Below are 13,735 nucleotides of genomic sequence, written 5' to 3'. Positions count from 1 at the left end.
GTCATAGAAGCAAGCTTCTAATCAGTTCGCTCGACTTGCATGTATTAGGCACGCCGCCAGCGTTCATCCTGAGCCAGGATCAAACTCTCCGAAGAAATGTTTGACTTGCTCATAAAAGTTTAAAAAATTAACGTTGACGTTTGTCGCTTTGTTCAGTTTTCAAAGTTCATTTTCTCTTGAAACAACTTTACTAATATATCATTTCGAGTTATGAAAGTCAACAACTTTTTTAAACTCTTTTTTCATACTTTCAAGTTTTTCTCAATCGCTCGTTGGCGACATATAATAATTTACCATGATAATTATAAAGAGTCAATTGTTTTTTCAAAAAAACTTTTACTTTTTTAAAAAGCTTTTATTTACTCAATTTCAAACACTTAAATCTCTAAGTGTTATGCATTTATTTTATAACTGTTATTCCACGAAAGTCCAGTAACCTGCTCAAAATAAAAAGGCAGCTAAAGAAGCCGCCTTTTTCTACTTTCTACTATTCTATTATTGTTTTACTTTGCTAAGAAGATAAAATACAGGACAAAGATTACGAATAACCCATACATAATTGGATGAATTTCTTTTCTTCTACCTTTACAAATCATCGTAATTGGATAAAAGATAAAGCCAATTGCAATACCTGTAGCAATACTATAAGTTAACGGCATCATGATGATTGTTAAGAAAGCCGGTACCGCTACTTCAAATTGATCCCACTTAATCTTTCCTAAACTTGCCACCATTAGTGCACCTACAATAATAAGTGCTGGTGCCGTTACTGCTGAAGTTACTACAGAAAGCAGTGGTGAGAAGAAAATAGCAATCAAAAAGAAAAACGCCGTTATAACTGAAGTAAATCCTGATCGCCCACCGGCTGCAACACCCGCTGTTGATTCAACATACGATGTTGTTGTAGATGTCCCTAATACAGCCCCTGCTACTGTTGCTGTAGAGTCTGCTAAAAGCGCTCTTCCTGCACGAGGTAATTTATTATCTTTCATCAGCCCTGCTTGAGTCGCAACAGCAACCAATGTACCCGCTGTATCAAAGAAGTCTACAAATAAGAAAGTCAAGATAACAACTAGCATCTGAAGCGTAAAAACATCTCCAAAGTTTGCAAAGGCTGCACCGAAAGTTGGAGCTAAGCTTGGAGCCGGCCCTACAACACTTGTTGGTAAATCAACTAATCCTACAATCATACCAGCGATAGCTGTAATAACCATCCCTATAAAGATTCCAGCATTAACACGTAAAACCATTAAGATAACTGTTACAATAACACCAAAAATAGCAAGTAATGTACTACCATTTGTTAAATCACCTAAACCGACTAATAAATCTGGATCATCCACAATAATATTCGCATTTTGCAATCCGACAAACGTAATGAAAAGACCGATTCCTGCACCAACTGCTAGTTTTAACTCTGCTGGAATAGCATTAATGATCGTTTCACGTATACCAGATAAAGATAATAAGATAAAAATCAATCCTGATACCATTACACCAGATAAAGCCGTTTGCCATGGAATGCCCATTGTTAACACAACATTATAAGCAAAGAAAGCATTCAATCCCATCCCCGGCGCAAGCGCAATCGGATATTTAGCAATTACCCCCATAATTAGTGAACCAAGTGCTGCGGCTAAAGCAGTAGCTGTGAATACCGCTCCTTGGTCCATACGCATACTATCCGGTAAATCTGGTACGCTGCTCAATGATAGCATCGCTGGATTAACGAATAAGATATAAGCCATAGATAAAAACGTTGTTAATCCTGCAATGGTTTCCCTTTTGTAATTTGTTCCTAACTCATCAAAACGAAAGTACTTCTTCATACTTGTTCCTCCCCACCATTGGAAGTCGCTGTCTCATGGGTAATATAAAAAACGCCTTATACAATTAATGTTGTAAAGGCGTTAACTACGTAAATATATACGGAATGATACTATCTACTCTTCTCTTTTTATATAAATAGATAGAAATTACGTGTATATACAGAGTTGCTCGTAGTCAAGCCATTTACGGTAGCTCGGTAGAAACTTTCGGGCCATATTCCCAAGATTATACGACATTTCTTAATATGTTTAGTTCTTTTATGCTAGTATATTACCACTCATCAACGAATTAAGTCAACAAAAAACGAACATTCTTATAATAAGAATGTTCGTTTGTTCGGTTTCTTTACATATTATTCCCATTCGATTGTTGCAGGTGGCTTACTTGTAATGTCATACACTACGCGATTAATATGCTTAACTTCGTTTACGATACGAACTGAGATTTTCTCAAGCACATCCCATGGAATACGAGCCCAATCAGAAGTCATACCATCGATTGAAGTTACGGCACGAATACCAATTGTGTAGTCATACGTACGAGCATCTCCCATTACACCAACACTGCGGATATCAGGAAGGACTGTGAAGTACTGCCAGATATCACGCTCTAAACCTGATTTTGCAATTTCGTCACGTAAAATGTAATCAGATTCTCGAACAATCTCAAGCTTTTCTTCTGTTACTTCACCAAGTACACGAATTCCTAACCCTGGACCTGGGAATGGTTGGCGCCATACGATATTGTCAGGAATACCTAACTCAGTACCTAATGCACGCACTTCATCTTTAAATAGTGTATTTAAAGGTTCAATTAACTCAAACTCCATATCTTCAGGTAATCCACCTACGTTATGGTGAGATTTAATTGTTTGAGCAGTCGCTGTACCACTCTCAATAATATCTGTGTATAGTGTACCTTGAGCTAAAAATTCAAAGCCTTGTAGCTTAGCTGCCTCATCGTCAAATACATAGATGAATTCGTTTCCGATAATTTTACGCTTTTGCTCTGGGTCAGATACACCTTTTAATTTGTTTAAGAAACGATCTTTAGCATCAATTTTAATAACGTTCATATTAAATCCTTCGCTGAACGTTTCCATTACGCTGTCCGCTTCACCTTTACGCAATAAACCGTGATCCACAAACATACAAGTTAATTGATCACCGATTGCTTTATGAATTAGTACGGCTACTACAGAAGAATCTACGCCGCCACTTAACGCACATAATACCTTTTTATCTCCAACAACTTGTCGAATTTTTTCTAATTCAACTTCAATAAAGTTTTCGATAGACCAGTTAGCTTCAGCATGACAAACTTCAAATACAAAATTCTTTAAAAGGTCGTTTCCATATACTGAATGGCGAACTTCTGGATGGAATTGAACTCCGTACATATTTTTATCTTTATTGCTCATACCAGCAATCGGGCAAGATGCACTTGTTGCATCCACTTCAAATCCAGGTGGTGTTTCTACAACTAAGTCTCCATGACTCATCCATACCACTTGCTCTTTCGGTAGCTCATGGTACATTAATGAATCATTTTGTACGTGAATCGATGCTTTACCATACTCACGATGATCTGCACCTGCTACTTTACCGCCAAAATGATGAGTCATAAGCTGCATACCGTAACAGATACCCAGTACAGGAATTCCTAATTCGAAAATATTTTCGTCACAGTGAAATGCATTTTCACCATACACACTATTTGGACCACCAGAGAAAATAATCCCTTTAGGATTTAACGCTTTAATTTCTTCTGCCGTAATTGTGTGTGGATGTAATTCACTATATACACCAAACTCACGAATACGACGCGTAATGAGTTGGTTATACTGACTTCCAAAATCTAATACAACAATCATGCCTTCCATCTTGTTCACCTCTCCGAATGTGTAAATAATCACTTGCTATTATGCCCCAAAATATAAAAAAAACCAGACTTTCCCCTTTGATATAAAGGCAGAAAGTCTAGTTGAACACAAAGCTATGATCAAAAAGAATATCCTGCCTTCATAGTCAGGCCATTTAAGGTGACCCGGTAGAGACTCTCGAACCATATTATCGAGGATATATGAAGGTATACGTAACACTATAGTAAGTTCGTGAATATTCTATCAATCAAGCTGGAAATGGTCAAGAACCTGTCTTTTTAATTAAATTTTCCCACAATTCTATTGCCTGGTTCCAAGCTTCTACGGATGACTGCTGCTTATAAAACACTCTCTCATACTTTTTCGTTAATTCACTCATATCATTTGTATGAAGCTGTTGATCTACTCGTAAAGCAAAATCTCTCAGCGTTTCATGTGAATCTCTTTTTAAACCTTTTCTTGCTAACATACTTATTAAGAAGAAATAGGCTTTTTCAAACGTTTTTCCATCGGAACGTTTGCGATAGTATGGAATCATTACACGTGTCAACCACTTATAGCGAGTTAGATACAATAAGACGATTATAATAGGAGGTAGAAGCAAGAGCCACCATAAAGAAATTGCAGTAGCTGAAGACTCTACTTTCTCATTATTTTCAGTTTGCTTTTCTTCAGGTTTCTGCTCTTCTTTTACGGGCTCTTGTACTACTGGTTCAGTAGCTTCCTCTACTTCTCTCTCTTCGTTATCTTGATTCCCGTCTTCCCTTTGAGGTTCATCAAACTCATAAGGGCTTGAAAAAGTCTTAGTAGGCTCAAACGGAACCCAACCTGTCCCTGGGAAATAAACCTCCACCCATGAATGCGCATTGTTTTGCGTCACTTGGTATACAGGCGTTTCTGCACCAGCGCTAATTTGTTCGCCTTCCGTATATCCTTTCACCCAGCGCGCTGGAATATCAAGCGTTCTAAGCAGTACAACCATGGATGAAGAAAAGTTATCACAGTACCCTCTAAGCGTCTCAAACAGGAATTGATCCACGTAGTCTTCTCCTTCATCAGGAATAGCTACATCACTTGTATCATATACAAAGCCATTAGCTTGAAAGTATTTCTCTACTGCTTTTACCTTATCATAACGAGTAGATTCCTCTGCTGTAATTTCTTGAGCAAGCTGTCCAACTCGATTAGGTAATGATTCTGGTAACTGAGTGTATCTCGACTGAAATGAAGACTTTTGCTCGATAGAACTTCCGTTACGATCACTACTTTGCAGCTGTTCAATATTAAAAGTAGGATATGCATACGTCATTTCATATGATTGTGCTTCGGTAACGCGACCTTGATTGTAAGGAAACAACTTTTCATTGGCTGGCGTAATTTGCGGTTGCAATTCATCATTAAGAGAAATACTCTTCAATTCAGGAACATGCATTAAATGAATAGTAGGTTGCTCAAACGTAATAGACGCAGTGTATAATTCTTTTTCCACACTTGCGCCGTATTGAGGAAGTACATTTTCATTTCCTTCTAACGGTCGACTCGCATCATTATAAGACGTTTCCCAGCCTTTTCCTGTATAGACGTCTTTTGTTTCAATTCGCCAATAATGTTCTTTCTCTGTTTGAGCTGTAAATACAATCGTATCGTCTGCAGTAAAAGCACCGCCTAGCTCAGAATCATCAGTATCGTAACCAATCCGCTGATTATTTGATGCCCCTTCACCACTGTTTTGTGTGTAAGCTGTTAAGAACGGAACAGGGTCAGGCCATTTAGGAGCTGATTTCGGCGCAATATAAGCAATACTAACCGCTATAACTAGCACACCTAATAGCAAAAAGAAAGACCTCACTCTATTTTCAACGTGGGAAAGCTTTTGTTTTTTTCCTCCATCTATGTTCAATCGCAAAAAGCCTAGTAGTAAAAAACCTATAGCTACAACTCGAACAATAGCAAACGTAGCGTCATACTCAGAAAATGTATCAAGCACTGTAACGTAAACAATTGTTAATAAAAAGAAGAAAAAGATCTTTTGCTGATAAAAAATCCAGTAGCGAATTAAGTAAGCCATAATCCATAGCAAGATAAAAAACAAACATGTTCTCATCTCAACTGATAAGTTGGGGATTTGCCAGCCGATAATACGGCCTATATCTATTGAAATTTGGTTAACGAATGCACTGAACCACTCTGCTGATAAAAAGGGCATTTGATAATAAATTCGATTAACAGCATACAAGACAAACGCGACGTTTATAACCATTACAATAAAAAAAGGTGTCTGCAACATCAGCAAGAGAAAGTTAATGCTAACAAAAAAGATAAAATACTGAATTTCTCCTGTATCCGTCACAACACTAAGAGGGTGTAGCCATTCAATCAATAATAAAAACGCGCCGACATAAAGTAATATGCTGCGAATGTTTAGAGACTTCATTATTTATTCACCTCCCGGACACTATGAGAATTCGGAAATTGAATAAAATGGACATCCCACCTTGGAATGTTTATATAGCCTTGCATGTCTTGTTTGTTTTGTATAACAAAGAGCGTTACTTTTGTTTGCGGACTTACTTTAGCCTTAACCTCTCGAATTAATTCACTTGTCACCGAACTTGAAATAACGGTAACTGCATGAGATAAACCTTTTGGAATCGTTAACTTTCCGTTTCGTATGGGCTGGACTCTAGCGAAATAAGCAAGCCAACTTCTGGTATGCTGGGCTCCTCCATGCAATTCCTTTAGACGACTACTGCTTCCGCCGTGGATAAATGAAGCTTTCTTATGTTGATTTAAATACGATAGAATCATAGAAGCCATGAAGCCAGTCCGCTCCTCAAAATCTGTAGGATCAACGCCATCAAAAATAAGAACCTCTTCTAAATCACTCATCTTCTCAAACTCTTTTGATATAAGCGTTCCTTTTCGTGCAGTTGCTTTCCAATCAATAGTAGACAGGCGGTCTCCGTGTTCATACTCACGCACACCGGTAGCAAGCATCGTGTTTTCAGCAATTGCACGCTTAAGAAAATGATTTTCTCCCTCACTCCATTGGGAAGAGGTAGGTTTCACCTGTATTAAATGAGGATACATAATGAGCTGGTTTCTCGTCACAAAAACCTGCTGTCGATGAACAATGCCTAATAAATCACTCATTTCAATTGAGATTCCAGCAAGGCTATACTCCCCTCTCTCTAAAGAGGGTATTTCAAACTCAATTACAATGTCCTTTTTCCACAGTGGGTATACTGCCTTTCGCAAAGATAAATCAGCTTCTTTACATATATCTTCAACCCAAAGATTGTATAAAGGAAAAAATGATTTTCGTTTAATATGAACCTCATAATAAACCGATTCCTTTGCTTCATACTGCGTACGCGTCATCACTCGTTCTACTTGCCAACTTTTCATAGGATGGAACGCAATCACAATTCCATATAAACCAAAGGGTAGAAAGCTATAAAATAAAAACCAGCTTACAAATCCTCCTTGAAACATCGCATACGCAAAAGTCGATACTAATAAGATTGCTAATAAAAAAAAGCTTATGACTGGTTGCCTTTTAACACGTAGTTTAGCCATATAGCTTTTATCCTTTCACAGGTACAGGCGTACGCTTTATAATACTCTCGATAACGGAGCCTTCCGTTAACCCTTCATATCTCGTCTCAGGTTGTAACATAATGCGGTGTGCGAACGCATGTTTCATTAAGCGTTGAACATCATCTGGAATACAATAGTCTCTACCTTCAAGTAAAGCATACGCTTGAATTGCTTTCATTAACGCTACAGAACCACGTGGACTTACGCCAAGGCTAATGGATTCATGGGTCCTCGTTTGGGTAACCAAATCGACGATATAATTTTTAATAACATCATCTACGTAAACATCCTTCACCATTTGCTGCATCGTACGCAGTTCTTCCACATTCATAACAGGCTGGACATCATTTATCGTTCGCTTTTGCTCAACCCCATTTAGAATAGCTAGCTCTTCTTGTTTCGTTGGGTATCCCATATTTAATTTAAATAAGAAACGGTCAAGTTGCGCTTCTGGTAATTGATACGTTCCTTCAAAATCAATTGGGTTTTGCGTAGCCATTACAAAAAATGGAGATGGTAACTCTCTTGTTAATCCGTCTATAGTAACGTGCTGTTCAGCCATGGCTTCCAATAATGCTGCTTGTGTTTTTGGTGAACTACGGTTGATTTCATCTGCTAATACAATATTCGTTAAAATTGGTCCTGGTTTAAAGTGGAACTCCATATCCTTTGGGCTATACACCGACATACCGGTTACGTCTGACGGCAACAAGTCTGGTGTGAATTGAATCCTCTTAAAATCAGCATTGATTGCCTTAGCCAGCGCTTTGACAAACATCGTTTTCCCTACTCCGGGTACATCTTCTAATAGAACATGCCCTTGTGCAAGAAGCGCAACAATACTAAGCCTAGCCACTTCTCGCTTTCCTATAACCACTTCGTCAATTGTATCTAAAAGCTGTTGAAGCTGAGTCTGCACCTTTTCTGCTGGTATCATGAAAGTCCTCCCTTAATGAATGTATACATACAAATTTGTCACAAATATAGTACTATTCTAGCAAATCAAGTAGTTTACTTAAAAGGAATAAGGTGAGTCTGATGCTTTATATTTTTACCAGTTTTGAAACATCATCTCGTTAACGTTTATAAAATTACAAAGCGGCTAGGTTTTTTTAACCTAACCGCTTTGTTTATAGAAATAGAATTATAGCTGTTTATTGATTAAATCTATTATTTTAGGAAGTTCTTCCATAGTCTCAATAGTAAAGTCTGCTCCATTATCTAAAAATACTTTTTTCATGTTGGCAATTATCTCTGCTTTCTCATCAGGAGATAATTGTTCAAACTCTTCTTTAGATAATCCCATTAGTGAACTACCAATAATTACGCCAACTGACCATATACCAGCATTTATTGCTTCTTGTATATCAGAAACTGTATCTCCAACTTTTACTACTTGGCGAGTTGAAGATAGCTTTAATTTTTCCATATTTCGAAAAATCATATAAGGATATGGCCTTCCATAGGAATTTGTGTCATCAGCAGTAATATAAAAATCTGGCTGATATCCTTTTTTCAAAGCATTAGGTACAACTATGTCCATCATTTTACTTGTATATCCAGTTGTTGAACCAATCTTTAAACCATCTTCCTTTAGCGCTTGAACAGTATTTATAACCCCAGGAATTGGATCAGTATAATTAGATAATGATTCCATTAAAGCAGGCTCAAACTTGTTATATAAAGCATTCACATCATCCTCGTTAAAGTCCCTGCCATAACGTTCTTTCCAAAGCTTTGAAATTCGCGGCATAGATAACATCGCTCGAATATGATCAATCTTTAGCATTCCCATAGGCTCGCGCGCTTCACTCATCGTTACGTCTATTCCTGCTTTTTGAAAAATATCGATGAATACATTAACTGGTGCAAAGCATCCAAAATCTACAGTTGTTCCGGCCCAATCAAAAATAACAGCTTCTATTTTCTTCATTTCATCTTCACTCCTACAAATTCTTCTATTTCATTACATAATTGATCAATATCATCTTTATAAATTTCTCCGATGTTCCCAATTCTAAATGTATCTACCTCTGTTAATTTTCCTGGATAAATAACAAACCCTTTTTGTTTCATATGTAAATAGAATGTTGGAAAATTAAAAGAATCGTCTGGATATAAGAATGATGTAATAATAGGTGACTGTTTCTCTTCAGATACATAACTTGCAAATCCTATTGCTTTCATTCTTTCACGAAGATGTTTATTGTTCTCATAGTAACGGTGAAAGCGTGCTTTAACGCCACCCTCTTGTTCAAGTTCATCAAGAGCTTTAGAGAAAGCTGCAACCGTGTGGGTAGGAGAAGTAAATCTCCATTTTCCATCCTTATCCATCTCTTCCCATTGATTATATAAATCTAACGATAGACTTTGAGCATTGCCTTTGCAATCTGCTAAACTATCAATCTTAGCTATGACGAAACCAAAACCTGGAACTCCTTGGATACATTTATTCGCACTGCTTATTAAGTAATCAATTTCCAATGCAGGAACGTCAATGTCAATTCCTCCAAAACTGCTCATAGCGTCAATAATAAGCTTTTTCTTAAAATCCTTTGCTACTTGGGAAACCATTTCAATTGGATTCAATATTCCTGTTGTTGTTTCACAATGGACCATAACAATATGAGTGAAACTCTCATCTTTTTCTAATAACCCTCTAATTTCTTCTTCATCTGGATACTCATGATAGCTTGTTTCATATTCTGTAAAATTCAGGCCTAGGTACTGAGCCATTTTTACAATTCTTTTTCCATATGCTCCGTTTGTAATAATTAATGCTTTATCTTGAGCTTTTAGTGAAGTAGTCATAACAGCTTCTACAGCAAACGATCCGCTACCTTGCATTAACACAGCTGTATATTGATCACTGCTAGCATGTGCTAATTTTAATAGTTCTTTTCTTATGTTCTGAGTAATCTCTTTGTATTCATCATCCCAAGTACAACGGTCAAGGAGCATTTCTTCTTTTACAGTTGTTGTTGTAGTTAAGGGACCTGGCGTTAATAATTTATATTGTTTCATATTACTTATCTCCTTTTATTTAGCAGAGTTAAAAAATGCTTGATGTTTTTCAAGAAGCTCTATAGTTAATGGCTCTTCAAATACTTTATTATTAGTTGCTTTATTTTCTTCACTCACTTTTTCGCCCTCATACAAAGGAACTGGATAGTACTTAATTAATTCTTCTCTAGCATTTGTTATAATAACTTCTGCCATCTCCATTGCCAGTTCAGATTTCTCTTTTTCTTTATCAATTACCACCAACGATTCTGTGATAGAAAAATTGCCTTCGGCAGGGTCAACAAAGTCAATAGGCGCCCCAGAATTTTTCACTTCCACTGCTTGGTGACGAAGACCAAAGCCTAAAGCCACTTCTCCTGCTTGTACCTTTTTAATTGACCCTGATCCAGAACTCTCTAAATGCGGTCCTGCATTTTTGATAATCCCTTCCATTACTTTCTTTCCTTCTTCTTCCCCATATTCACTAATGATTGCTTGAACCATTAACCATCCTGTTGAGGAATCTATGATATTTGGAATAGAAATTAACCCTTTATATTCAGGCTTTGCTAAATCTTTAATCGACTTCGGAACCTCTAACCCTTCTTGCTTCATCATTTCAGTATTAAAGAATATTGATCCTGTAATAGCCAAAACAGGCGTATAAAAATCAGGGTACTTATTAATTGCATTTGTTTTAAATTCTAAAGGTTTAAACATTTCATTCTTCTTTTGTGCACTTTCTAAAAAATAAGAACTCATCGTAACTAAATCTGCTTCTATTTCACTGCCTTCAGCCATTAATTTCCCTCCTAATTCAGAAGTACCGAGGGATTGAATGACATATTGGCCTTCATAACCAGCATTGTTTAGCGATGTTTCCATTGCTTGTATTGCCTCTTCATCTCCGTTGGAATAAATAACAACCTGATCGTTATTACCACTGGTTGCTTTATTTCCACATCCCGTCATAATAACTAAGCATCCAATTAACATAATGAATAATCTCTTTTTCATTTCTACACCTCTTTTTCTTAAGCTTTTTTAAACTGCCGTTTTTGAATATAATCACAAATGCATTTAACCAAAATATTGGTACCGAAAATTAATAACGATAGTACAAATATTTCATTAAACTTAGCAAAATGCTGTAATTCTTTAATCTTGCTTGATACAAGAGATGTTTGAGCAGATACTAGGAAGATAACTCCGCTTACGGTTACCATTGAGTTAATAAAATAATAGCTAAACATCTCTGTAATAGTTGAAAGCGAATTTGGCAAAATAACTCGATAAATTGTTTTAAACCAGCTGTCTCCCAGCAAACCACCGGTTATTTCCCATGTAGGGTTCATTTTAGACAAGGAATTCTTTGCCATTAAATAAGGTGCTGTAAAATAATGGACTATATTACAGAATATTATGATAATAAATGTCCCTTTAAGGCTACTTCCATTGAATAATAGCAAGTACGAAAGTCCAAGTACCATACCCGGTAACGTATTTGTAACCATTGAGACAATGTCAAAAGTTCCTCTTCCTTTTAAGTTTGTTCTCACATTTAAAATAGCTGCACTATAGACAATAACAATGCCTAGAACTGTTGTAAAACTAGCAACAATGGCAGAGTTTTTGTAGACTTCATATAAATTACTTGTTGAAAAAACGGTCGTAAAGTGTTCAAACGTAAAAGTCAAATTGTAAGGAAAATTAACCAGAAACGGTGCAATAAACATTACTAGAAAAGTTGAAATTACTGCCCCTACTACAGCTATAGATAATAATCCCAAAAGAACATCCCTAATTCGGTTCTGAACAATATCAATGTGAGTAAACTTATCATAGTGAAAATTAAATCGATCTAAATACTTTAATAAAATAACAGAAAATGCTGCTGGTACAAGCATTAATACAGCTATTACAGCTCCATTATTAAAGTTAGGTATAGAGCCTAGCATTACTTGATAAAGCTGCGTTGCAATAACCGAGTATGTTCCTCCAATGGATGCAGGTATTCCATAATCAGTAAAACTTAAAATAAAAGAAAGAACCGCTGCCCCCCCTATCGTACCCAACATTGGACGCAAAATAGTGTTATAAAAGCTTCTCCCAGGTCTGTCCATCATCAAAGTACTAACCACTATAAATTTTTTATCTATATATACAAACGCATTATGCATTAACAGGAAAGCTGGTGGTAATGTATAGATTACGTATCCTAACAATAACCCGTTAAACCCATAAATGTTAAATAGTGCTTTTCCTAGAATTTGTGTAATTAAGCCTTGATTTCCAAAAGAATAGATGATGGCAAATCCATATGTAATTGTAGGTAAAAGCATTGGAATGACGACTCCTGCTCTAATCATACTTTTTAACGGCTTGCAGATATTTGTGAAATGTAAAGCATATGCAATAGAAAATGCAAGAATGGTCGTAATCAATGCTGTCAAACTAGAGACTTTAATACTGTTAAAAAAAGCTGTTATTAATTCATTATTTGATAACATATTGAAGTAATTATCTAGACTCAATCCTTTGGTACTTTGAAAAGAATTCAGCAAAAGAACTCCAATTGGCAACACCAAAAATAATACAAATATGGTTAAAGTGACTCCATATATAGCTCTCATTTCAGGACGTACATTAAGCATACTGCTCACCAAATAAAGTAAAGATATTTTGCCTTTTAATCTGCAGCTGGTTTACTATAAATCCTCTTACAAATTCATTTTGAGGACGATGTATAATGTCATGAGGTGTTCCAAATTGAGCAATTTTTCCTTCATTGATAATAAGAATCCTATCAGACAGCGTAAGTGCCTCCTCTGGATCATGAGTGACAATAATGATTGTTAACTGTAACTCTTTGGCAATAGACTTAATTCTTTCTTTTATAGATTCTTTAATAACACCATCAAGTGCGCTTAAGGGTTCATCAAGAAGTAAAAGCTTTGGCTTCATCACTAGTGTTCTCGCTAATGCCACTCTTTGCTTTTGTCCCCCAGATAATTCACTAATCTTTTTTTTAAGATGAGCCTTTAATTCAAGAAAATTGATATAATCTGCTACTTGCTCTTCTGTCACCATTCCCTTTTTATTTTTTAAACCATACACAATATTTTCGTATGCATTTAGATGTGGAAAAAGGGCGTAATCCTGAAATACAATGTTGAAACCACGATCTTTCATTTTGACACTTGTCATATCTTGACCTTCAAAAAAAATTTTACCTTTATCCATCTTAGTTAACCCTAAAATAATATTCAATAATGTGGTTTTTCCACTTCCACTCTGCCCAAGTAATGAAATAATTTCACCTTTATTAATTTCTATACTGATATTATCCAAAACTACTTTATTCTGATACTGTTTACTAACTTGCTCTAACTTTAGCAAACAACTCACCTCCAGTTACGA

10 protein-coding genes, 1 rRNA gene and 2 riboswitches are annotated in these 13,735 nt (G+C 36.2%); all 11 genes read right to left on the bottom strand.

Annotated elements, in window-relative coordinates; genetic code table 11:
• A 16S ribosomal RNA gene (locus EPL02_RS00165) occupies positions 1-95 on the bottom strand; the annotation flags it as partial.
• Positions 96-503: 408 nt separating this feature from the next.
• Positions 504-1,829 carry an NCS2 family permease gene (locus tag EPL02_RS00160; protein ID WP_094913316.1) on the bottom strand — a complete coding sequence of 442 codons (1,326 nt, stop codon included), beginning with the start codon at positions 1,827-1,829 and terminating at the stop codon, positions 504-506.
• 152 nt (positions 1,830-1,981) lie between these two features.
• Positions 1,982-2,083, bottom strand: a riboswitch (purine riboswitch).
• A gap of 99 nt (positions 2,084-2,182) precedes the next feature.
• The gene (gene guaA, locus EPL02_RS00155; protein ID WP_131886735.1) at positions 2,183-3,712 is read right to left on the bottom strand and encodes a glutamine-hydrolyzing GMP synthase; all 1,530 of its coding nucleotides are present in this window, start codon (positions 3,710-3,712) and stop codon (positions 2,183-2,185) included.
• Between the two features lie 122 nt (positions 3,713-3,834).
• A riboswitch (purine riboswitch) is annotated at positions 3,835-3,936 on the bottom strand.
• Positions 3,937-3,974: 38 nt separating this feature from the next.
• Complete coding sequence (locus EPL02_RS00150) at positions 3,975-6,146, bottom strand: transglutaminase TgpA family protein (RefSeq protein ID WP_286175129.1); 2,172 nt, start codon at positions 6,144-6,146, stop codon at positions 3,975-3,977.
• A complete protein-coding gene (locus EPL02_RS00145; RefSeq protein ID WP_131886733.1) occupies positions 6,146-7,291 on the bottom strand; it encodes a DUF58 domain-containing protein in 1,146 nt (381 codons plus the stop codon). Before EPL02_RS00145 ends, EPL02_RS00150 begins: the two co-directional genes overlap by 1 nt.
• A 7-nt stretch (positions 7,292-7,298) precedes the next feature.
• Entirely contained in the window at positions 7,299-8,249 is a 951-nt protein-coding gene (locus tag EPL02_RS00140; protein WP_131886732.1) for an AAA family ATPase, read from the bottom strand.
• 207 nt (positions 8,250-8,456) lie between these two features.
• Complete coding sequence (gene phnX / locus EPL02_RS00135; protein ID WP_131886731.1) at positions 8,457-9,245, bottom strand: phosphonoacetaldehyde hydrolase; 789 nt, start codon at positions 9,243-9,245, stop codon at positions 8,457-8,459.
• The gene (locus tag EPL02_RS00130; protein ID WP_131886730.1) at positions 9,242-10,336 is read right to left on the bottom strand and encodes a 2-aminoethylphosphonate--pyruvate transaminase; all 1,095 of its coding nucleotides are present in this window, start codon (positions 10,334-10,336) and stop codon (positions 9,242-9,244) included. The genes phnX and EPL02_RS00130 overlap by 4 nt, the downstream gene beginning before the upstream one ends.
• Positions 10,337-10,351: 15 nt before the next feature.
• Positions 10,352-11,332, bottom strand: coding sequence for an extracellular solute-binding protein (locus EPL02_RS00125; RefSeq protein WP_131886729.1), 981 nt, complete (start codon positions 11,330-11,332; stop codon positions 10,352-10,354).
• Positions 11,333-11,349: 17 nt separating this feature from the next.
• Positions 11,350-12,969, bottom strand: coding sequence for an ABC transporter permease subunit (locus tag EPL02_RS00120; RefSeq protein WP_131886728.1), 1,620 nt, complete (start codon positions 12,967-12,969; stop codon positions 11,350-11,352).
• Entirely contained in the window at positions 12,962-13,714 is a 753-nt protein-coding gene (locus EPL02_RS00115) for an ABC transporter ATP-binding protein (RefSeq protein ID WP_131886727.1), read from the bottom strand. The genes EPL02_RS00120 and EPL02_RS00115 overlap by 8 nt, the downstream gene beginning before the upstream one ends.
• Positions 13,715-13,735 lie beyond the last annotated feature (21 nt).

Source organism: Bacillus sp. CBEL-1, from assembly GCF_004348885.1.
Taxonomy (GTDB): domain Bacteria; phylum Bacillota; class Bacilli; order Bacillales; family Bacillaceae_H; genus Priestia; species Priestia aryabhattai_A.
The sequence above is the reverse complement of the archived record's forward strand: the minus strand, read 5'-3'. Positions and strand labels throughout refer to the sequence as shown.